The organism is Agarivorans sp. DSG3-1, assembly GCF_046774965.1.
GTDB lineage: Bacteria > Pseudomonadota > Gammaproteobacteria > Enterobacterales > Celerinatantimonadaceae > Agarivorans.
In genome coordinates, this window is the sequence record NZ_CP177241.1 from 3,605,522 (window position 1) to 3,627,113 (window position 21,592).

Annotated in this window: 18 protein-coding genes; 7 read left to right on the plus strand and 11 right to left on the minus strand. The window is 41.8% G+C overall.

All coding sequences use genetic code 11. The features are described 5' to 3' along the window. From ACLD71_RS16760 to seqA, 7 genes are all read right to left on the minus strand, one after another. On the minus strand, positions 1 to 1,068 hold the full coding sequence (locus tag ACLD71_RS16760; RefSeq protein WP_411991412.1) for an efflux RND transporter periplasmic adaptor subunit: 1,068 nt from the start codon (positions 1,066 to 1,068) through the stop codon (positions 1 to 3). A 171-nt stretch (positions 1,069 to 1,239) separates the two neighbouring features. Continuing rightward, positions 1,240 to 1,641: a hotdog fold thioesterase gene (locus ACLD71_RS16765; RefSeq protein ID WP_137674585.1), complete on the minus strand. Its 402-nt coding sequence runs from the start codon at positions 1,639 to 1,641 to the stop codon at positions 1,240 to 1,242. Between the two features lie 17 nt (positions 1,642 to 1,658). Continuing rightward, the gene (locus ACLD71_RS16770; protein WP_411991413.1) at positions 1,659 to 4,709 is read right to left on the minus strand and encodes an FAD-binding and (Fe-S)-binding domain-containing protein; all 3,051 of its coding nucleotides are present in this window, start codon (positions 4,707 to 4,709) and stop codon (positions 1,659 to 1,661) included. Between the two features lie 213 nt (positions 4,710 to 4,922). Further along, complete coding sequence (gene astE, locus ACLD71_RS16775; RefSeq protein ID WP_411991414.1) at positions 4,923 to 5,975, minus strand: succinylglutamate desuccinylase; 1,053 nt, start codon at positions 5,973 to 5,975, stop codon at positions 4,923 to 4,925. Positions 5,976 to 6,085: 110 nt separating this feature from the next. Then, positions 6,086 to 8,560 (minus strand): glycogen/starch/alpha-glucan phosphorylase, encoded by a 2,475-nt coding sequence (locus ACLD71_RS16780; RefSeq protein WP_137674582.1) that lies wholly within the window; start codon positions 8,558 to 8,560, stop codon positions 6,086 to 6,088. Positions 8,561 to 9,057: 497 nt separating this feature from the next. After that, positions 9,058 to 10,707, minus strand: a complete 1,650-nt coding sequence (pgm, locus tag ACLD71_RS16785) for a phosphoglucomutase (alpha-D-glucose-1,6-bisphosphate-dependent) (protein WP_411991415.1) — start codon at positions 10,705 to 10,707, stop codon at positions 9,058 to 9,060. A 40-nt stretch (positions 10,708 to 10,747) separates the two neighbouring features. Further along, a complete protein-coding gene (seqA, locus tag ACLD71_RS16790; protein WP_411991416.1) occupies positions 10,748 to 11,329 on the minus strand; it encodes a replication initiation negative regulator SeqA in 582 nt (193 codons plus the stop codon). 190 nt (positions 11,330 to 11,519) lie between these two features. On the opposite strand from seqA, the gene ACLD71_RS16795 reads away from it, so the two are divergent. The 5 genes from ACLD71_RS16795 (at position 11,520) to ACLD71_RS16815 (ending at position 14,100) form a co-directional block, all read left to right on the plus strand. Next, positions 11,520 to 12,287 (plus strand): alpha/beta fold hydrolase, encoded by a 768-nt coding sequence (locus ACLD71_RS16795; RefSeq protein WP_411991417.1) that lies wholly within the window; start codon positions 11,520 to 11,522, stop codon positions 12,285 to 12,287. Positions 12,288 to 12,343: 56 nt separating this feature from the next. Beyond that, positions 12,344 to 12,565 carry a DUF2788 domain-containing protein gene (locus tag ACLD71_RS16800; RefSeq protein WP_137674578.1) on the plus strand — a complete coding sequence of 74 codons (222 nt, stop codon included), beginning with the start codon at positions 12,344 to 12,346 and terminating at the stop codon, positions 12,563 to 12,565. Positions 12,566 to 12,583: 18 nt separating this feature from the next. Beyond that, positions 12,584 to 12,871: a LexA regulated protein gene (gene ybfE / locus ACLD71_RS16805; protein ID WP_137674577.1), complete on the plus strand. Its 288-nt coding sequence runs from the start codon at positions 12,584 to 12,586 to the stop codon at positions 12,869 to 12,871. A 21-nt stretch (positions 12,872 to 12,892) separates the two neighbouring features. After that, positions 12,893 to 13,420 carry a flavodoxin FldA gene (gene fldA, locus ACLD71_RS16810; protein ID WP_137674576.1) on the plus strand — a complete coding sequence of 176 codons (528 nt, stop codon included), beginning with the start codon at positions 12,893 to 12,895 and terminating at the stop codon, positions 13,418 to 13,420. 89 nt (positions 13,421 to 13,509) lie between these two features. After that, the gene (locus ACLD71_RS16815; protein WP_137674575.1) at positions 13,510 to 14,100 is read left to right on the plus strand and encodes a lytic transglycosylase domain-containing protein; all 591 of its coding nucleotides are present in this window, start codon (positions 13,510 to 13,512) and stop codon (positions 14,098 to 14,100) included. Between the two features lie 3 nt (positions 14,101 to 14,103). On the opposite strand, the gene ACLD71_RS16820 is transcribed toward ACLD71_RS16815, so the two are convergent. Continuing rightward, positions 14,104 to 14,592 carry a DUF4442 domain-containing protein gene (locus ACLD71_RS16820; RefSeq protein WP_411991418.1) on the minus strand — a complete coding sequence of 163 codons (489 nt, stop codon included), beginning with the start codon at positions 14,590 to 14,592 and terminating at the stop codon, positions 14,104 to 14,106. Positions 14,593 to 14,740: 148 nt separating this feature from the next. Here ACLD71_RS16820 and fur point away from each other — a divergent pair, with 148 nt between their 5' ends. Then, positions 14,741 to 15,172 carry a ferric iron uptake transcriptional regulator gene (gene fur / locus ACLD71_RS16825; protein WP_137674573.1) on the plus strand — a complete coding sequence of 144 codons (432 nt, stop codon included), beginning with the start codon at positions 14,741 to 14,743 and terminating at the stop codon, positions 15,170 to 15,172. A gap of 14 nt (positions 15,173 to 15,186) precedes the next feature. On the opposite strand, the gene ACLD71_RS16830 is transcribed toward fur, so the two are convergent. Continuing rightward, entirely contained in the window at positions 15,187 to 15,816 is a 630-nt protein-coding gene (locus tag ACLD71_RS16830; RefSeq protein ID WP_137674572.1) for a flavin prenyltransferase UbiX, read from the minus strand. Positions 15,817 to 15,972: 156 nt separating this feature from the next. Here ACLD71_RS16830 and ACLD71_RS16835 point away from each other — a divergent pair, with 156 nt between their 5' ends. After that, positions 15,973 to 17,202, plus strand: coding sequence for an HD-GYP domain-containing protein (locus tag ACLD71_RS16835; protein WP_411991419.1), 1,230 nt, complete (start codon positions 15,973 to 15,975; stop codon positions 17,200 to 17,202). Positions 17,203 to 17,266: 64 nt separating this feature from the next. Here the strand turns inward: ACLD71_RS16835 and ACLD71_RS16840 are convergent, their stop codons facing one another. Continuing rightward, positions 17,267 to 20,392, minus strand: a complete 3,126-nt coding sequence (locus tag ACLD71_RS16840) for an efflux RND transporter permease subunit (protein WP_411991420.1) — start codon at positions 20,390 to 20,392, stop codon at positions 17,267 to 17,269. Between the two features lie 10 nt (positions 20,393 to 20,402). Next, positions 20,403 to 21,566, minus strand: a complete 1,164-nt coding sequence (locus ACLD71_RS16845; protein ID WP_411991421.1) for an efflux RND transporter periplasmic adaptor subunit — start codon at positions 21,564 to 21,566, stop codon at positions 20,403 to 20,405. Positions 21,567 to 21,592: the final 26 nt, after the last annotated feature.

The following is a 21,592-nucleotide window of genomic DNA, read 5'->3' on the forward strand; positions in this document are numbered from 1 at the left end:
CTAGAGCCCTCTCTCTTTTACCCATTGAATCGCAGCTTGACCATCAACTAGCTCTTGAGCACCTGCTACCACTAACCAATCACCATCATCGAGCCCACTTGATATATTACCGTTATCAATTGTTACTTGCTTTTTAGTCACTATTTTAGTCTTTGGATTCCAGGTAAAAACAAAACTTTGACCCGCGTCTTCAACCAAGCTTCCTGCAGGAGCGACCCAATTACTTCCAATTAACTGAGTACTTGATTCAATCTGCACTAGTGTTGCCATACCAGGGAAAATATTGAGTTCATTAGGTATAGGTAAGGTTAAAACGATGGTGTAACTACCAGTGGAAGGATCCGCCACCGTGCTTAACTCTTTTAATGATGCAACGTACCACTCTTGTCGGCCTTGAAACTGTACTGCGAGCTCCGGTGCGATCAGTCCGTTGCGACGGGCTTCTTGGAAAATACCAATCAGTCGCTCAGGTAACTGAAAGTTAACATCTATAGTCGATTCCGTTTGCAGGCTTAATACTTGTTGTTTCTCATAAACATACTCAAATTGCTCTGCATACTTACGAGCGATTACTCCGTCATAAGGTGCAACAAGCTTGGTATAACTAAGATTCACTTTTGCTTTGTCTAAAGCGGCTTTGCTAATGGCATATTGGCTTTTGGATTTATCAAAATCACTTCGAGAAATCACCCCTCGTTCTACCAATTGGTTTGCTCGATCAAACAACACTTTAGCTAATTCATAGTTTGCTTTGGCTACTTCTAGCTCTTGGTTATACATTGCCGGATCAATATTCGCCAATGGCTGACCTGCTTTAACCATTTCGCCCGGTCTAACGAGGATTTCATCTAATCGCCCTGAGACTTGAAATGATAAAAGCGCTGTATCAGAAGCAAAGGTTTCTCCCGGCAAAGTTCTTATCCGCTTACCATCTCCTATTTCTATTTGTTGTACTTTTACTGGTCGTGGATAGCTTTCTACTGACTCGACAGGGTCTTTATTACAGCCAAGCAGTAACAAACTACTGCAGGCGAATACGGTAAGACCTCGGTGTGCTTTGCGCGTCATAGGGATCCCTAAGTTAATTTATCAACACATATAAAAGTTAGTCGCTAGGCGACTAATCTTCAAAATATTTAAGCTAAATTAGACAGTAAAACTGTATTAAGTTCAGTTTGTTAGGAAACGTGTTACAAAAGATAAGAAAAACAGAAGCTGGATTTGATGTAGATTAAGAAATTATGATTTAGCTGCTCGTACCATAGCCGTTAATCTTGAGCTACAAACTAGCTCTTTGTGTTGACGGATCTCTATTTGCCAAACTTGTAGGGTTGAACCTAGTTTTATAGGCTTGGCTATAGCGGTAACCTCCCCATTACGTACCGCTTTAAGATGGTTTGCGTTTATTTCTACGCCCACCACCATAGAGCCCTTACCAGCAACACAATAAGCAGCGCAACTAGCAAGGCTTTCTGCCAGTACGACGTTAGCCCCTCCATGCAACAAGCCCATAGGCTGTTTTACCTTTGCAACAACAGGCATGGTAGCGACTAGGTAATCGTCGCCCACCTCGGTAAACTTAATATCCAAAAAAGCGAGCATGTTGCCCTCGCCCATTTGGTTTAAGCTATCGAGGTTCATTGGCAAATTCCAAATGCTCAAGGCAGCAAGCTCAACAATATTTGGAGAGGGTGTTTTGGTTTGTCCCCTTCCAATCGTTTGACTTGGCTACGACATGAGTACCCAGTAACCATGCAACGTTCGCGCGGCAAGCTTGCCATTTTTTGTTTCCAGCTCAACTCATAAATAGCTTTAGAAGTAGCTAATTGCTTTGCATCATGGCCATAAGTACCCGCCATACCACAACATCCCACTGCTACGTCTTCTAAACTTGCGCCAAATCGCGTGAACACTTGCTGCCATTGCTTGAAAGCGTCGGCCTTTAAGGCTTTTTCTGTACAGTGGCCAAACAAGTACCACGTATTGGTATCGCTCACTTGATGCGATTCGAATGATTCAGGTGCTAATCCGTTTAGCCATTCTTGAACCACCTCTACTTCAAAATTTCCCCGCTTTTCGCCAAGCGCATGTTTATACTCATCACGATAACAAAGCACTAGCGCGGGCTCTACCCCTACCATTTTAATGCCAAGCTCACTCACTTGATTTAAAAAGGCAGCGCTTGTTTGAGCAGACTTATTAAACTTGCTTAAAAAGCCTTTAATATGCTGCGGCTTACCATTGGGTTTAAAAGGCAGAAGAACAGGATTAATGCCCAACTTTTTAGCTAAGTGAATAAAATCTTCAACTAACTCTGCTTCATAAAAAGTGGTAAACGGATCCTGCACAATTAACACCGTGCGTTGTTTTTGCTCATCACTTAACGCCTGCAACGCTTTAAAGTCGTACTTGCTGGTTAGGCTTTCTGGAACTCGCTGTGCCAGCGTAGGGAAACTAAGCGTAGGGATATCAACCATACCAATAGTTTTTGTCACTAAACTATTGGTCCACCTCGGTGCCATAGCTGCGTTAAACAAACGGGGTGCTTTCGCCATTAACGGCGCATAGGTTTCTACATAAGCGACAAAATAGTCTTTTATCGGTCGCAGATACCTTCCATGATAAATATTTAGAAAGCGTGAACGAAATGTAGGTACGTCTACTTTAATTGGGCACCCTGTTGTACACGCTTTACATGCTAAACAGGTTTGCATGGCATCATAAACTTCGTGGCTGTAATCGTACTCACCTTTAGATTTTGCAATGCTATTACGTATTTTAAGCAAAATACTATCGGGTGAAATAAAACTAGACGTTAACTTTTGCTCTTGGGCCAAAGGGTCAACTTTTAGCGCAGCAAGTTGGCGTAACCATTCGCGCATTAAACCCGCTCGACCTTTTGGTGAATAACGTCTATCACCAGTGGCTTTAAACGAGGGACACATAGGGCTAGCAGTGTCATAGTTAAAACACAAACCGTTGCCATTACATTCCATGGCGTTCTTATAGCTGTCTCGCACTTCTACAGCTATTTCTCTGTCGTATTTGCCACGTTTAGTCCCGTCTACCGATACTAGTTTTTCATCACTATGCAGCGGCGTACAAATTTTGCCGGGATTGATTTGATTATGCGGATCAAACGCTGCTTTAATTTTTCTTAATTCGGCAAACAACTCATCACCAAAAAATGCTGGACTGTATTCTGAACGGAAGCCTTTACCGTGCTCGCCCCACATTAAGCCCTTATACTTAGCTGTTAAAGAGACCACTTGGTCTGATACTTCACGCATCAAAAGCTCTTGCTCTGGGTCGCACAAGTCTAAGGCTGGTCTTACATGCAATACGCCTGAGTCAACATGACCAAACATGCCGTACTGCAAGCCTTTATCATCCAGCAGTTTTCTAAACTCAACAATGTAGTCAGCTAAATTTTCGGGAGGTACACAAGTATCTTCAGCAAAGGCGACAGGTTTAGCGGCGCCGGCTGTATTGCCTAATAAACCAACGGCTTTTTTCCGCATATTGTAAATAGCGTTGATACTAGTGAGGTCATCGCAACTTTGATAGCCAATAACCCCTAAATCAGCAACATTTTCCTGAGATAAAGTGCTTAGCAGCTCAGATACTTTTTGCTGCTGCAATAATTCGTCATTTTCTGCAAATTCAACAATGTTAATGCCCTGCATATCAGCATCTTCTACATCGCTAATTAATTCTCTTACGCTATCCCAAACAACATCTTGCTGAGCTAGGTTAAGCACCTTAGAGTCGATAGTTTCTACCGACAATGCTTGGGCTGCAACTAAACTTGGTGCATGACGAAGTGCCGAATTGAACGAGTCATATTTAACTGTGACTAAAGTTCTGAATTTTGGAATAGTGGTGAGATCTAACTTAGCTTCGGAAATAAAGGCTAATGAACCTTCAGAGCCACATAAAATGCGGGTTAAATCGAGACTGTCATCCTCTGGACTGTAAGCGTTTTTTAAATCATAGCCTGTTAGAAAGCGATTAAGTTTAGGGAATTTTTCTTCTACTAACGAGCGCTTATCTACACAAGCGTGTTTAACCGCCGAGTAGATATCAATAAGCGACTCGCGTTGCTGATCTATGTGATCTACACTCACCGTTTCGCTATCGAGTTCCTCCCCACTGGCCAATACTGCTTTAACGGACAAAACATGATCACTGGTTTTGCCGTAAACCATCGATCCCTGGCCTGAAGCATCAGTATTGATCATCCCTCCAAGTGTCGCGCGGTTACTGGTTGAAAGCTCTGGAGAGAAAAACAAGCCATGTTCTTTTAACACGCTGTTAAGCTTATCTTTAACAATACCCGTTTCAACTCTAACCCAACGCTCTTCAACATTAAGTTCGATAACCTTGTTCATAAACTTAGATAAGTCTACAACAATACCTTGGGTTAACGACTGGCCATTGGTACCCGTACCGCCTCCCCTAGGAGTGAGCTTTATTAATTCAAACGCCGAGGCCGAGGCTAATCTACAAAGCTGTTTAATGTCTGCTGTGCTTTTCGGGAATACCACGGCTTGTGGCAAATATTGATACACTGAATTATCTGTCGCTACCGCCAAACGGCTAGCATAAGAAGTTTGAATTTCGCCGGAAAATGCAGAAACTTCAAGCTTGGTTAGATAATCTAAATACAGAGCCTCAAGAGAATGCTGAGGGCTTAACTTAGGGATCATAAATCCGTTGTCCCACTCTAAGGTATTAAAAATTGGAGAGATTATATCACGTGATTTCTCGCTTCTGTAAGACTTTGCTACTAACAAAGGGTTGTTCTTTAAATCACCTTGGTTACAGCGAATCACTAAAGTATTCTCTTGGCTTATTAGTATTAATTACTAGCTGGCCTTATAAAAAGAGTACAAACCAGCCTCACCTGCATGGTAGATGGATTATATGAGATTTTTATCTGTTATTGCTTGTTGTATATCGGCTTGTGTCATTTGCTTAACCAATAACACTGCTCGCTGGCCAATTGCTACTTTATCGTTAGGAAACACTATTGCTTTTGGACCATTTTCAACTTCAATAATGCGCGAACCATCTTTAGCTAAACGGTAACCATTGGGGTATTCAGTAAAGTTAGCCTGACTCTGGTTGAAATTAAAACAGAAATCATCGGTGGTTTTATTAAGCACATCACTCACTTCAAATAAGGTGGCACGCGAAGGGTTGAACAGTAGCTCAGATAAATCACTAGCACCCAACAAAGTAGTTAAGGTTTGACTTAATGCCTTAAGTTTATTGGGATCATTTTGGCCAAATGCATGCACCTTTCCAAGTTCAACAGTAAACGCCGCAGCATTATGGATATAGCTTGAATGATAACTAAACGTTGACGCAGGTTCATTTGAAAACAACACACAATCAACTTCACAGGCTTGCAGTAAAGCTAAGCTACTTTGTTTCCTTGCTCTCCCATGAGTAAAGGGGTGCACGGCAAATTTCTCGTGTTGAGAACTTCTGATGGCCGTATGTAGATCTAAATGGTAAGCAGCTAAAAGGCTGTAACGAGTAAAAAACTGTTTCACTATTTCTTCTAAATGTTTTGCTCGCCGTACTTCATAGCAATCATCGTAATTAGCATGCTTGCCAATAAATAAACGGTTTAGGTTTAGCATTAGCTCCCGTTTTGCCTCAACCATTGCGGGAGGATTACCCAAGATGACTAATAAAGGTTGTTGTAATTCGACCTCCATGTTTAAGATTTTGCTTACAAGCTCGTCGATGCATTCGATGGGGGCGGTTTCATTGCCGTGAATACCGGCAGAGAGTACCACTGCTCTGGTACTTATCATAGGTGTTGGTTCAAACAACAATACACCAGTACTTAGTAAACTAACTTTGGTTTGGCTGGCTAAATTGAAACTAAAAGTCTCAGAACTTTCTGGCGCATTTAAAGTGAATTGAAGTAGACCAAGTTGGAGTAAGCTTTCTTTAGGCACATCTTATCCTTAGATGTAAACGAAGTAAGCAACAGTATGCTAGTTTTTAAGGCATAAAAAAAGGGAGACATAGTCTCCCTTTTTATTGCTAACTAAGGCTTAAACAAAGCTTAGTTAGGCATAACTTTTTCAAGTTTCCAGATACGGCTTACGTAATCTTCAATTGAGCGGTCAGAGTTAAACTTACCTACTGACGCTGAGTTGATGATAGCCATCTTAGCCCATTTCTTCTGATCACGGTAAGTTGCGTCGACTGCAGCGTACTCAGTAGTGAAAGACTCGAAGTCTGCCAATACTAGGTACGGGTCACCGCCTTCTAGCAAGCTGTGCTTGATTGAAGCTAGCTCACCAGGAGCGCCAGGAGTAAAGAAGTCTGTTTCTAGCCAATCTAGAACAGCTTTCAACTCTGGGTTACCGTAGTAGTAATCCCATGGGTTGTAACCAGCAGCTTTAAGCGCTTTAACTTCGTCACAGTTTAGACCGAAGATGAAGATGTTGTCGTCGCCTACTTCTTCTGCAATTTCAACGTTCGCACCATCAAGAGTACCAAGAGTTAGGGCACCGTTTAAGGCAAACTTCATGTTACCAGTACCAGATGCTTCGTAACCTGCGGTAGAAATTTGCAGTGATACGTCACCTGCTGGGAATAGTTTCTCAGCAAGCGTTACGCGGTAGTTAGGCATGAAAACAACTTTCAGCTTGTCTTTAATGCGTGGGTCGTTATTAACTTTATCTGCAACTTTGTTGATCGCGTAGATAATGTCTTTAGCTAGCTTGTAACCAGGTGCAGCTTTAGAACCGAAGATAAATACTTGTGGGCCCATATCATAATCTGGGTTTTCAAGTAGACGACGGTAAAGTGCAAGGATATGTAGCAGTGCAAGGTGCTGACGCTTGTATTCGTGTAGACGCTTAATAAGTACATTGAACATTGCATCAGGGCTTACTTTAATGCCACATAGCTCTTCAATCTTGTCAGCTAGTTCTACTTTCTTCTCGCGTTTAATCGCCATGAAGTTTTTCTGGAACTTAGGGTCATCTGCGAACTTAGCTGCGCCTTTTAGCTCATCTAGTTTACGCGGCCAATCAGTACCAACGGTATCGTTGTACATATTAGCTAGCTGTTCGTTACATGCAAGCAACCAACGACGAGGAGTTACACCGTTTGTTACGTTTACGAAGCGCTCAGGCCATAGTTCGTAAAACTCTGGGAACAGATCTTCTTTAACCAACTCTGAGTGCATTGCTGCAACACCGTTAGTTTTGAAACAGGTAACAACACATAGGAACGCCATGCGAACCATGCGAGTTTCACCTTCTTCAATAATAGAAAGGTGACGTTTCATTTCGTCGTTGCCAGGCCATTTAGCTTCAACTTCGTCTTCTAAGAAGCGACGGTTGATTTCGTAAATGATTTCTAGGTGACGTGGAAGTACTTTTTCGAACAAGTACACAGCCCATTTTTCTAGTGCTTCTGGCAATAGAGTGTGGTTAGTGTAAGCGAAAGTTTCTGTACAGATTTTCCAAGCGTCGTCCCAAACTAGACCTTCTTCGTCGATAAGAATACGCATCAACTCAGGAATAGCTACAGTTGGGTGAGTATCGTTCAACTGAATTACAGCTTGCTTAGAGAACTGAGAGAAATCACTGTGGTTACGTTTGTAACGACGAATGATGTCTTTTAGTGAACAAGCACAGAAGAAGTACTGTTGGATAAGGCGAAGTTCTTTACCCTGTTCACTTTCGTCGTTCGGGTAAAGTACTTTAGATACTGCTTCAGCTTGTGATTTCTCAGATTGAGAATCAATGTAACCACCGGCGTTAAATACATCCCAGTCGAAGAAGTCAGCAGCTTTAGATTCCCACAAACGTAGTACGTTTACAGTTTTAGCTTCGTAACCAACTACAGGGATATCCCATGGCACACCTTTAATTTGACGACCAGCATGCCAAACTTTACGCATTTTGCCATCTTCGCCAAATACCGTTTCTACGTAACCGTATAAAGGTACTTCTTGAATTGATTCTGGACGGCAGATTTCCCAAGGGTTGCCGTATTCGCGCCAGCTATCAGGACGTTCGATTTGACGGCCGCCTTGAATTTCTTGACGGAATAAACCGTGCTCGTAATGGATACCGTAACCTACCGCTGGGTAGTTAAGTGTAGCCAAAGAATCGATGAAACAAGCAGCTAGACGACCTAGACCACCGTTACCAAGAGCCATATCTGGTTCTTCGTCACAGATGTCATTAATGTCTTTACCTAAATCGGTAAGTGCATCACGTGCAGCGTCGAACACACCAACGTTGTGAAGGTTGTTTATAGTTAAACGACCCATCAAGAACTCTAAAGAAAAGTAATGTACAGCACGAGAATCGTTTTCTGCATTCGCTTTAGAAGTTTCAGTTAAACGATCAAACACTAATTCGTTTACTGCAGAACACGTTGCTTTCCACCAAGCTTGGTTGTTAGCACGTCCTTCATCAGTACCGTGAGTACTGCGCAAGTGTTTAATAATTGAATCTTTAAACTCAACTTTCGATAACGCTAGTGCGTTTTTTGCTTTTGCCTTTTTAGCGGCCATGTGAATTTCCTTTGTATCTAACCTTTGTGGTGACATCTTCAAACGTAGCATTCGATGGTTAACCGAACAGCAAATGCTACAAAAGACTGTATGTGCTCAAAAATCCGAGCTCATGTTACCGATGCGGAACGACATTATATACGTTCTACATCACATTTAGGTAAAAAAGCCTCTCTCAAGACTAAATTTTTATGCATTTTTTGGAAAAAATGCTTTTTCACTCAAAGAACCGAAATGAAGTGTAAAGAAAACCCAACAAAAGCCCAGCATTTGAAAATGCTTTCATACGCGAATCGGCAGTAATCTTGATCGGAATCAATTAAAACGGGGCTTTTGTGCCAATTCGCCCAAAAATAAGACCTGATACATTGTAATCTGCCTTTGTAACAAAACTATTACAGAACTTGCAATTTAAAGCAGTTGGCATACGTTTTCAGGCGGAATTTATGCACAAAAAAAGGGTATTTATTCAATACCCTTCAGTCGGCGCTTATAGATTATAGTCCAGCTTTAGCCAATGCGGCAGAAACAATTGTTTGTGCTTCTTGCTCGATAAGCGCTAAATGTTCTTCGCCTTTAAAGCTTTCCATGTAAATCTTATAGATAGCCTCAGTTCCAGAAGGTCTGGCAGCAAACCAGCCGTTTTCAGTGACAACCTTTAAACCACCAATGGCAGCACAGTTACCCGGAGCAGCAGTAAGTTTTGCCGTGATCTGCTCCCCTGCTAAGGTTTCAGCTTCAACCATGGCTGGATCTAAGGCGCTCAATACAGCTTTTTGTTCTATGCTGGCTGGCGCGTCAATCCGTTTATAACAAGGCTCGCCAAACTGTTCGACAAAACCTTGGTAGTGTTCGCCAGGATCTTTCCCAGTAACAGCGATAATCTCTGCCGCTAGCAATGCCAAAATAATACCGTCTTTGTCAGTACTCCACACTCCACCATCTTTTCGTAAGAAAGAAGCACCGGCACTTTCTTCGCCACCAAAAGCAATGCTACCGTCAAACAAGCCGTCTACGAACCACTTAAAGCCAACCGGAACTTCTTTTAGTTCACGCCCTAAACTGGCTGCAACGCGATCAATCATCGAACTAGACACCAAGGTTTTACCAATTGCAGCATTAGCGTCCCACTCACTCCGATGAGAGTAAAGGTAGTTAATCGCTACCGCTAAGTAGTGATTAGGATTTAGTAATCCACTACTTTTGGTCACAATACCATGGCGGTCATAATCAGGGTCGTTGGCTACCGCTACGTCGAACTTATCTTTTAAGGCAATTAAGCTGGCCATAGCGTACGGAGATGAACAATCCATACGGATTTTTCCATCTTTATCTAGAGTCATGAAAGAAAACGTTGGGTCTACGCGCTCATTCACTACTTCTATGTCTAAACCATAGGTTTCTGCAATTACCGACCAGTAAGCAATGCCACTGCCGCCTAAGGGGTCTACACCAATTTTCACTTTAGATTTAGCAATCGCATCCATATCTAATACGTTGGCTAAATCATCAACATACGGTTTGATGTAATCAATACCAACAATAGAAGGTAATGCAATGGCTTCATCATAAGACAAACGTTTAACGTCTTTTAGGCCATTAGCTAATATTTCGTTTGCACGGTCTTGAACAACCTTAGTTACATTACCATCTGCTGGACCACCGTTTGGCGGATTGTACTTAAAACCGCCATCTTCAGGTGGGTTATGAGAAGGAGTAATCACCACTCCATCAGCCTGGTCTTTACCTAAACGGTTGTAAGCCAAAATTGCATGAGAAATAACTGGCGTTGGTGTGTAACCTAAACCCTCTTGATAACGAACTTCAACACCGTTTGCTGCAAACACTTCAATCGCTGAGCAAAATGCAGGCTCCGATAAGCCGTGGGTGTCTTTACCTATATATAAAGGCCCGGTAGTACCTTGCGCTAAACGGTATTCTGCCAATGCTTGACTAACTGCCAAAATATGATTTTCGTTAAAGGCTTTTTTACTAGAACTGCCGCGGTGGCCAGATGTACCAAATGCAACTTGTTGCTCTCGAACCGCTACGTCGGGTTCTAGTAAGTAATAGTCGGCCACAAGACGTGGGATATTTGCAAGATGCTCAGCCTGAGCTGGCTTTCCTGCTAGAGGGTGAATAGCCATTTATAGCTTCTCCGATGCTTAAGTTAAAATTAAAAAATGATTAGATCGCTTCACATAAGCGTTCAATTTGAGATTCTTGTAAGCCCATTTCGCTAGCGACATGTTGCAAAATATGGCGTTTGCGCGCGGTATTAGTGTTTGTAATCACCCAATATGGCGTATCTGGGATGGCTTGCGGTTTACTGGTTTTTCCAGACGCAAGTAATGAATCTTTGTCTTGAGAAAAGTACTCTCGCTTGCTGCCTTTGATCACACACGCTTTAGCGAACATTGCGTTGTTAACCGTATATAGGCTGGCAAGCAAAGAAAGGAAGCGTTTAGTGGAACTGCCTGCATTACCGATAAGCTCAAAATTGAAGTAACTGAGGAAATCAGGGTCTTGCGGAGTTGTTACCACGTCTTCAAGATTTTCGTATACAGAGCTTTCTTGAGTGGGTTGCTCAGGAGGAACATCGTCAACTGCTTGACTGTTCAAGTCAACAGGCTCTGGTTCTGCGCTTTCTTGAATAGAGGCGTCTACCTCAAGTAAGCGCCTAAGAATATCTGATGCGCTCTCGCCAATATGTTTAGTTTGGCCAGCAATATATAAATACAAGTCTTCTTCAATTTCTATGGTTTTCATCGCTACTTTCAAGTCATGCTCTGTACTTAACATAGCTAATGATTATACATAGCAAAGTTAATAACTCATCAACAATCCGAATTGCCAGCGCTAAAAGCACAAATAATGCGCAAACAATTTGTTTTTAAAGACTTGTAGTAATAAAGCTGCAAAGGCAGACTAACAATCCAATTACATAAGAGGTGTTGTTTTGGATCTGCACTACAAAGATCAAGGTATTGGCTACCCTATTTTATTGATTCACGGCTTGTTTGGTAGTTTGTCTAATTTGGGCTTGTTGGCTAAACACTTGGAACGTCTTGGTTATAGAGTGATTAGCGTAGATGCGCTTAATCACGGCTTATCCCCTCGTGTGGCGAAAATGGATTATCAAACACAAGCTAAAGCCATATACACCCTGTGTAACACTCTTAATATAGAAGAGTGCGCCATTGTTGGTCACTCTATGGGCGGTAAAGTGGCTATGACAACGGCGCAACTTTACCCTACTTTGGTTAGCGCTTTAGTCGCAGCAGATATCGCGCCTGTGGCCTATAACCATAATCATCAGGCTGTTTTCGCAGGCTTAAATGGCTTTGATGTAAGCCAAGTCACTTCTCGCTCACAAGCCGATGGATTACTTGCCCAACATATAAAAGAACCTGGAGTCAGGCAATTTCTTCTTAAATCCTTAACCAAGAGTGAACAACACTGGCATTGGCTGTTTGATGTTCCCTTACTTGCGGAAAACTATACCAACATCACTGGGTGGCAAACCTTTGGCGCATTTAACAAACCTTGCTTGTTTATCAAAGGGCAAAACTCAGACTATATTGTTAACCAGTATCAACAAGAGGTAGCTCAGCAATTTCCTAAAGCTGAACTAAAAATAATCAGCGACACCGGGCATTGGTTACATGCTGAAAAGCCAGCTATTTTTAATCGTTTAACCGAACAGTTTTTAGCCAAGCATATTTAACACCCTAACGCGCTTTATGGTATAGTGCGCGTCGAATTTTTCTCTCAAGGATAGTGATGTTCGCGAAGCATATAGATTTAATCGAAAGCCTTGCTCTAAATATAGGTTTTGTAATTCTATTTTTCTTTATCGGCATGGCTATTCAAGACGTACTTAAAAAAGGCAACGTTCCCCCATTTGGCCGCGCCGTGGTTTGGTTAGTGTTGTTTTTAGGGTGTGCAGGCTTTATTGCAAAAGGCCTAATTCAAATGTCTTGGGAAGGCACTGGTTTAGGTTAGACGGTTGTTTCAATATTAATGGCAAAACAAAATACAGATCGAACTACTATTGATCTATTCGCAAGTGAAAAAAGAGTTGGTCGACCTAGAACTAACCCTTTAGAGCGTAAAGATCAGCTAAAAGCCAATAAACGAAATCAACTTAAAAGAGATCGTGCGAATGGGCTTAAAAGAATCGAGTTGAAAGTTGAACAACAGCTTTTCGAAACCTTAAATCAGTTAGCCAATGAATCGGGCATAAGCCGAAGTGAACTGATAGAAAAGATGCTGAACAACCAAGTTAATCAGTTTTCAACAAATCAATAGTTTGTAATACAGGTAATATTTATGGCGAGCGTAGGAATATTTTTTGGTAGCGACACCGGTAACACCGAAGCAGTTGCACAAATGATCCAAAAAGAGCTAGGCAAAAAACTAGTAGAAATAAAAGACATTGCAAAATCTACTAAAGAAGACATCGATGAGTTTTCGTTGATTCTTTTAGGTATTCCCACTTGGTATTACGGCGAAGCACAATGTGATTGGGATGACTTCTTCCCTGATCTTGAGCAAATAGACTTTTCAGAAAAGTTAGTCGCAATATTTGGTTGTGGTGATCAAGAAGATTACGCAGAGTATTTTCTTGATGCTATGGGTACTATCAACGATATCGTTACTACCAAAGGGGCTACGGTTGTTGGTCATTGGCCCATCGAAGGTTATGACTTTGAAGAATCAAAAGCGCTAGCAGATGATGCTCACTTTGTTGGTTTGGGTATCGATGAAGATCGTCAGCCTGAGTTAACCCAAGAGCGTGTTAAAGGTTGGTGTAAGCAAGTATATGAAGAAATGTGCTTAGCTGAATTAGCCGACTAAAAATCTACTGGGCGAAAGCCCAGTTTTTGTATCTGACCCTCGTATAGTTGGCCAAGTTTATGCTTAACTTGGCTCAGAGGGAGAAAAATGTGTTTAAGTATCTATTTATAATTTTCCTGGGAATATCCAGTAGTGTATATGCAGACGTTTGGTTTTATGAAGACCAAAACGGTGTGATGCACTTTGCTCAGGAAAAAAAGGGCTCTAAATGGCGCTTGCTGATGCGTACGCCTAAATCGCTCAACCCGCCGAAAGCCAAAAGTACCCAACAAAAAGCGCCTAATCAACGCCCTTATCATCAACTTATCGTTGCAAGCGCAAGGCGCCATAAACTTGACCCTGCGCTCGTTCATGCGGTGATAGCAACTGAGTCCAATTACAGAGCCGACGTAGTTTCTCGCGCTGGTGCAATGGGATTGATGCAATTAATGCCTGCTACAGCCGAACGCTTTTCAGTGACAGACCCATTTATGCCTGAACAAAATATAGAAGCAGGAACACGCTACCTGCGCTGGCTACTGAATGAATTTGAATCACTTCAGCTAGCTTTAGCGGCTTATAACTCGGGAGAAAACACCGTAAAACGCTACGGCTTTGCGATTCCTCCCTATAAAGAGACTCAGAACTACGTGACTAAAGTCATTGAGCGCTACAAAAAAAACCTAAGCCTTGTTCAGTAATCATTAAGCAACTTGTTCAAGGTTTGGTCTATGCTGTCGCTTTAATCGGATATAGAGCTTACGGGTAATCACTGCGATAACTTTACCTTTCGAATCAACAACCTCGGTGCTTACCTCTGGTTGATACTTCTCTCCACTCTCAGCCTTACGCAAAACATCTTCTATAAATGCTTCTTCTAGTTTGAAGTGTCCATAAACCACTCCACGACCTGGAGAAACAAACTTGATCGAGGCTTCACTATCCCAAATATGGTATTTGTTACCCAATATCGCCATCAACATTAACGGGTAAATAGGATCGGTCATCGAAAACATAGAGCCACCAAACTGAGACCGATTAGCGTTTTTGTTCCACCATCTAAACGCGAGCCTCACCTCGCAAGTGCGAAAATCTTTAGATAGTTTAGAGATCTTAATCCCTGCTCCCCAGAAAGGAGGCCACATATTGAGTAAACTTTTTGCTAGGTTGGCGTTTTTAAGTAGATGTTCCATAAGCTCAACTGGTCTGACATGTTAACAATAGGTTAATAAATAATTAACTGCGCTACAAGTTTTCTTATCGAGCTTTCTGTTTGTCTCGTAAGTCCGTATACTTACCGCAGTTATGGAATGAATAACAGCAACGGAAAATATTTCACCTATGTCTGATAATAATCAAGCTCTAAAAAAAGCAGGCCTTAAAGTCACCCTGCCCCGAATGAAAATTTTGGAGCTACTACAAATTCCGTCTAATCAACATATTAGCGCCGAAGACTTGTACAAATTACTGATAGACCAAGGTGAAGAGATTGGTTTAGCTACCGTTTACCGAGTACTTAATCAGTTTGATGACGCCGGCATTGTTACCCGCCATCACTTTGAAGGTGGTAAATCAGTATTTGAACTAAATAGCCAGCAACACCATGACCACTTGGTATGCTTAGATTGCGGAAAAGTTATCGAATTCAATGACGACACCATTGAACAAAGACAAAAAGATATTGCTAAAACAAATAATATTCAACTAACTAACCATAGTTTATATCTTTACGGAAACTGTACTAAAGTAGATTGCGAAAACCGCGAAGATTAAAATAGAAACAGGTGCTAAGCACCTGTTTTATTCTCCCCCGAGTAACCCCACCGCTCAACTAAATCATTCTCAATTCCAATATGATCTAAGATTCTAGCCGTAACGTGCTCTACCAAATCTTGTATCGACTCAGGTTTATGATAAAAGCCAGGACAAGCCGGTAGAATATCTACGCCTAACTTAGCGAGCTTAAGCATATTTTCTAAATGAATGGCTGAAAACGGCATTTCTCGGGGAACCAGAATCAATTTGCCCTTTTCTTTTATGACTACATCCGCTGCGCGCTCAAGTAAGTTATCAGACAATCCCATAGCAACCGAGGCCAGCGTGCCCATGCTACAAGGACATATCACCATGGTTTTTGGAGCAGCAGAACCGGAAGCTACCGGAGAAAACCAATCATTTTTGCCTGGCACTAATATCTGGCCTGGCTGAGCACCAAACTTGCTTTCTAAAAACAGTTGAGCTTTTTCATTTTGGCTTGGCCACTGCTGGTTAGCCTCAGTAGCTAGCACCACTTTCGCTGCGCTAGATATGAGCAAATGAATGGTAAATTGCTTTTTTACTAACTGTTCAAGTAAACATAAAGCATAAGGAGCTCCGGACGCTCCAGTTATCGCTAAGGTGATTTGTTTATTATTCATTTAATTAGCACTTTCAATGAAAAGAAGACAGATAAACGCTGAGCCACAGATTGTAACGCCAATAAGTGTGCGAGGCGACTTGTTATGAACAATCAGCCATTTATAAATTTGTGACTATTTACTACAATTATCTAAAGGACTTAATAAGTTGGGACTATGTCTAAGATAGAAATACCCACCGATTCATTGCAAGTTGGGCATTATATTAGCCTTCCTATAGGTTGGACTGCTCACCCTTTTATGCGCAATAACTTCATCATTAAAAACCAAGAGCAACTTACAGTTGTTCGCTCCTTAGGTTTAGACAATATTGCCGTTATTCCTAGTAAATCTAAAGTAGCGGTACCTGATACTAACAATGAAGACGACTTAGCAGGGGCTGACCAAGAAGAGCCAGAAATCGACCCTGATCAGGCTTGGCTAGATGAGTTACGTAACGGGCAAAAACGCGCCAACAAAGCCTATTTACAAAACGCAGAAAAGTTTCGCTCAGCACTGACTAAGTTCACCAGCAAACCCGAAGAAGCTTACTACAGCATATTTGAACAAGTTAATATAACCCTTCAGCTTATGTTTAAGTCTGCAGATGCCCACAGTGTTTATGTGAGTTTAGAGCCCAGTAGCGACGAAGATATATTTTTTCATAGTGTAAACGTAGCTGTTCTTTCCATCTTAGTGGCAAAAAACTTGGGATTTTCTGAAAAAGAATGCCAGCACTTATGTATAGCTGGGATGATTCATGACATTGGTGAACTAAAAGTACCTCAGCAAATACGTCGAAAACCCAGCGAGTGGAGCCAAGCTGAGCAAAACTTTTACCAAACTCACCCCAAATTTGGTGCAGAGTTAATTAAAAAAGCTGGGTCTTTTCCACCAGAAGTTTTACCCATTGTGATTAATCACCATGAGCTTCTAGACGGCAGTGGTTACCCCAACCAACGTAAAGCCAGCGAACTAGACAAAGCAACACAATTGCTGAGCATAGTAGATAGCTTTGAACACCTTTGTGCTCCTTTAGCAAATCAAAAAAGAATGACCCCACAAGAAGCATTCGCTTTTCTATACAAGAGTGCAGGAACCAAGTACAACAAACTGTACTTAGAACAACTGATGAATACCTTAGGCATATACCCGCCGGGCTCAATTGTAAGTCTATCTAACGATGGGTATGCAATGGTGATGTCGAGTAATCCTAAAGAAAAACTTAAACCAAGAGTATTACTGTTAGAAAAAGGAAAAAACTTTAGTAACGCCAACGTAGCAGACCTAACTAAAGAAGACATTAAGATAAACAAAACGGTTAAATGGGACGATGTTCCTGCTGTTCTGATAAAGAACTTTGACCCGAAATTACGTTGCTGTTACTTTTTCGACCCCGGACAATAAAAACTCTTAGAACAAAAAAAGCCTGATTTCATCAGGCTTTTTTATTTTACTTTGTTGTAGCTAATTAGCTGTCTTCAGCATCTTCGATACCTTTAACTTTTTCTCGTAAACCTTGCAGCATCACGTAGAAAACAGGCACTAAACAAGTACCAACAATGGTAGCTGCGATCATCCCACCCATAACGGCATAACCCAGCGATATTCGACTCGCCGCGCCAGCACCGGTGGCTATCACCAAAGGTATTACGCCTAAGATAAACGAAAAGGCAGTCATCAATACAGCACGAAAGCGTAGTCGAGCTGCCTTTACTGCAGAATCACGAATACTCATTCCGCCTTCGCGTAACTGCTTCGCGAACTCTACGATGAGAATAGCATTTTTACAGGCCAGTCCTATCAACAACACCAGTCCGATTTGAGTGTACAAGTTTATGTCTGAACCCATGATCCAAATATAAATAAAGGCACCCAAAATCGCGATTGGAACCGCTAACATCACCGAAATAGGAACTGTCCAACTCTCATACTGTGCTACCAAGAACAAGTAAGTAAAGATAAGCGCTAAACTAAAGATAAATGGCGCTAAGTTTCCTGCTTTAAGCTCTTGATAAGTCTGACCAGACCACTCATAAGTGTAGCCTGCGGGGAACGTCGTTTCGGCTATTCGCTTAACGGCATCAATTGCTTGGCCAGAACTAAAACCGGGTGCAGGGAAAGCGTTCATTTTCACCGCGCCATACAAGTTGAACTGGTTAATGTACTCAGGGCCAAGTTTAGGCTCAACCTTCACCAAGGTATTTAGCGGTACCATTTCATCAAACTTATTTCGAATATAGAAGCGAGCAATATCTTGCTCTGAATTTCGATACTCTGTTTCAGCCTGCATGTTCACGCGAAACACCTTACCAAAGCGGTTAAAGTCATTCACGTACATAGAACCAAGCATAGTTTGCAAGGTCATGAAAATACTACTTAATTGAACACCTTGTACTTTCGCTTTCTGTCGGTCCACATCTACGAATAGTTGTGGTACATCAGCTCTGTAAGTACTAAATGCAGCAGCTAATTCTGGTGCACTGCCCGCCTCTACCGCTGTTGCTCTCATCACACTTGCAAGACTTGCAGGAGTGCGGCCTAAGGTATCTTGGATAAAGAATTCAACACCTGCAACAGTACCTACACCAGGTAAAGCGGGTAACGAAAAGCCTACGGCTTGTGCTTCGTTATATCCGGCTAAAACGCCGTTAGCTTTTTGTACAATGTTAGATTCAATTAATGCAGGGTCTTTACGTTCATCCCAATGAGATAAGATAACAACCATTAAACCAGCATTAGATGAAACGGCCCCTGAGATGATAGAATAACCGCTTGCAGAAATAACATTGGTTACCCCTTCAAGGTCATTTAGTTCATCAACCATCTTAGATACAACGTCTTTAGTACGGTTGATAGATGCACCGTTAGGCAGCTGTACATCGATAAAGAAGGCCTTTTTATCCTCTGTAGGTACAAAGCCTGATGGCAACGAAGTGGCCAAATAACCAGTAGCACCAATCAGCAATACATAAACAATGCCTACAATAGACAGTTTTCGTACCATTCCACTAACAAAGCCAGTGTATTTGCCAGTAACCTTATCAAAGTGCTTGTTAAAGAAAGCATGGAAGCCTTTTTCGTGTACTTTTGGCGTTTTCAACAACGATGCACATAAAGCTGGGCTTAGTGTTAATGCATTAATTGAAGAAATAAGTACTGAAATACAAATGGTAATTGAGAACTGAGCATACATTTGACCAGTAATACCAGGCATAACCGCTGTAGGAGCAAACACAGCTAAGAGTACCAAGGTTGTCGCTACAACCGGTCCGGTTACTTCTTGCATCGATTTAGTGGTCGCGTCTACTGCGTTTAATCCTTCGTCTTGCATTAAACGTGTGGTGTTTTCTACCACCACAATCGCATCATCTACCACGATACCAATGGCAAGAATCAGTGCGAACAACGATACTGTGTTAATGCTCATACCAGTAGCTAACAAGAAAGCAAATGTGCCTACTAGTGATACTGGAATAGCAATCGCTGGGATTAGTGTTTGTCTAACATCTTGCAGAAAGATATAAACAACAAAAATAACTAAAGCAATAGCAATCAGCAGCGTTTCAAGCATTTCATCAATTGAGGTTTCAACGAACTCGGTCGTGTCGTACAACACTTTGTAGTCCATATCTTCTGGGAACTGAACGCTCAAACGGGTGAGTTCTTCTCGCACACCTTTAGCGACTTCAAGTGCATTTGCACCACTAGCTTGATAGATAAACAATAAGGCAGAAGCTTTATTGTCTAACATAGCCTCAGCATCGTAACTTGCTGCGCCTAACTCAATGCGTGAAATATCTTTAAGATAAACTGCACTGCCATCAGGGTTTGAGCGAACAATAATTTCTTCAAACTCTTCTGGATGACTTAAACGGCCTTTGGTAGACAAAGTATACTGAAACTGCTGGTCTCTAGGCACCGGAGCAGCACCAATACGACCTGCTGCAACTTGGATATTCTGTTCTTGAATTGACGCTATTGCATCATCAACAGTAACACCTAAGCTCGCCATGCGATCTGGGTTCAGCCACACTCGCATTGAATAGTCCATGCCACCAATAATGCTTACTTTAGATACACCATTAACCCGTGCCAGGTTATCTTTAATATTGATCCCCATGTAGTTATTAAGGAACAAGTTATCTAAAGATTCATTAGGAGAAACAAGGTTAAGCATCATCAAAATACTAGGGTCTTGTTTCTCAACTTTAACCCCATTTCGTTGTACTTCAGATGGTAAACGCGGCATAGCTTGCTGAACGCGGTTTTGCACATTTACCTGTGCCATGTCTACGTTACTGCCTACCTCAAAGGTCACGTTTAGAGAGTAACTACCGTCGTTAGCGCCTTTTGACTCCATGTAAATCATGTTTTCAACACCATTTACTTCGGCTTCAATCACCTTAGCAACGGTATCGGCAACAACTTCGGCACTCGCACCTGGGTAGCTTGTGGTAACAGAAACCATAGGTGGAGAAATATTCGGAAATTCAGCTACCGGTAAAACCGGAATCGACAAGAAGCCCGCCAGTGTTAAAACAATCGCGATAACAAAGGCAAACTTGGGTCGATGAATAAAAAACTTACTAATCATCACCGACTCCTTAAGATTTAGTGTCAGAGAATGGCTGAATAGTATCCATTTCGTGGTCAACTTCAGCGCCTACTCGGGCTTTCTGTAAACCTTCAGAGATAACTAAATCGCCTTTTTCTAAACCTTTCTCAACTTCCCAGTCAATACCGTAACGTTGACCAAGCTCAACATTTTTTCGAGTCACAACATCCTTCTTATCAACGGTAAGAACGTAACGTCCCTGCTGATCTTCTTGAACAGCACGTTGTGGGATTAACAACACTTCTTCCATTTCTGGAGACTCAATAATTACCGTCACATACAAACCTGGAACAATAATGTGTTCTTTATTTGGGAACTCTGCGCGTATTGCCAAGGTACCAGTAGTAGCGTCTACTCGGTTATCTACAAAATCCATGTTGCCGGTTTCTTCAAACATAGAACCGTCTGGAAATTGAATTTTTACAGGGAAATCACTTAGCTTAAATGGCGTGGTAACTGATTTATGCGCGCGTTGAGCTTCAATTAACACTTTTTCTGGTAACTGGAAGTTCACCCAAACTGGTTCCATTTGCACTAGGTCTGCAAGTTCAGTTTGATCAGGTATGATGAGATCACCGGTGAAAACGGCTGCTCGGCTAATACGACCTGTAAAAGGTGCGTAAATTTTGGTGTAGCCTAATTCTAGTTTCGCGTTATCCAACTCTGCGTTGGCACTTTGCAATGCAGCATTAGTTTGTAACTTACGAGATAGCAGATTGTCGTAATCAGACTGACTAATAAAGTTGTCTTTTATCAGCCCTTCTCCACGTTTAAAGTTCAATACAGCAGTATCGTAAGCGGCTTTCGCTTGGGCTACCATTGCCTCAGAAGACTTTAGAGCTGCATCGTACTGTTCTGGGTCAATTTCAAACAGCAAATCGCCTTTTTCTACAATGCTACCTTCTTGAAAATTAGTTGTTGCAAGATTGCCGCGAACTTTAGACTTTAAAGTAATATCCTGAGTCGCTTCAGTTCGGCCAACAAAATCATTACTTGGTGTTACTTGCTGCATGGTAACTTCAAGCACTTTAACATTTGCTTTAACTTCTGGAGGAGGTGGTGGTGCAGTGTCACACGCACTTAATAATGAAAGTGAGGCTAGCGTCAATCCTAACGCTTTAGCCACACGAGCTACAACAGGTGTGCGGTTCATAAACGATCCTTGTGTTTATTAATGTG

Excerpts from the sequence above, each read along its gene's own strand:
- fur (WP_137674573.1), top strand. The coding sequence starts at position 14,741 with ATGTCTGATAATAATCAAGCTCTAAAAAAAGCAGGCCTTAAAGTCACC.
- ACLD71_RS16830 (WP_137674572.1), bottom strand. The coding sequence starts at position 15,816 with ATGAATAATAAACAAATCACCTTAGCGATAACTGGAGCGTCCGGAGCT.
- ACLD71_RS16780 (WP_137674582.1), bottom strand. The coding sequence starts at position 8,560 with ATGGCCGCTAAAAAGGCAAAAGCAAAAAACGCACTAGCGTTATCGAAA.
- fldA (WP_137674576.1), top strand. The coding sequence starts at position 12,893 with ATGGCGAGCGTAGGAATATTTTTTGGTAGCGACACCGGTAACACCGAA.
- seqA (WP_411991416.1), bottom strand. The coding sequence starts at position 11,329 with ATGAAAACCATAGAAATTGAAGAAGACTTGTATTTATATATTGCTGGC.
- ACLD71_RS16845 (WP_411991421.1), bottom strand. The coding sequence starts at position 21,566 with ATGAACCGCACACCTGTTGTAGCTCGTGTGGCTAAAGCGTTAGGATTG.
- ACLD71_RS16835 (WP_411991419.1), top strand. The coding sequence starts at position 15,973 with ATGTCTAAGATAGAAATACCCACCGATTCATTGCAAGTTGGGCATTAT.
- ACLD71_RS16760 (WP_411991412.1), bottom strand. The coding sequence starts at position 1,068 with ATGACGCGCAAAGCACACCGAGGTCTTACCGTATTCGCCTGCAGTAGT.
- ACLD71_RS16765 (WP_137674585.1), bottom strand. The coding sequence starts at position 1,641 with ATGAACCTCGATAGCTTAAACCAAATGGGCGAGGGCAACATGCTCGCT.
- ACLD71_RS16840 (WP_411991420.1), bottom strand. The coding sequence starts at position 20,392 with ATGATTAGTAAGTTTTTTATTCATCGACCCAAGTTTGCCTTTGTTATC.
- ACLD71_RS16800 (WP_137674578.1), top strand. The coding sequence starts at position 12,344 with ATGTTCGCGAAGCATATAGATTTAATCGAAAGCCTTGCTCTAAATATA.
- ybfE (WP_137674577.1), top strand. The coding sequence starts at position 12,584 with ATGGCAAAACAAAATACAGATCGAACTACTATTGATCTATTCGCAAGT.
- pgm (WP_411991415.1), bottom strand. The coding sequence starts at position 10,707 with ATGGCTATTCACCCTCTAGCAGGAAAGCCAGCTCAGGCTGAGCATCTT.
- ACLD71_RS16770 (WP_411991413.1), bottom strand. The coding sequence starts at position 4,709 with ATGATCCCTAAGTTAAGCCCTCAGCATTCTCTTGAGGCTCTGTATTTA.
- ACLD71_RS16820 (WP_411991418.1), bottom strand. The coding sequence starts at position 14,592 with ATGGAACATCTACTTAAAAACGCCAACCTAGCAAAAAGTTTACTCAAT.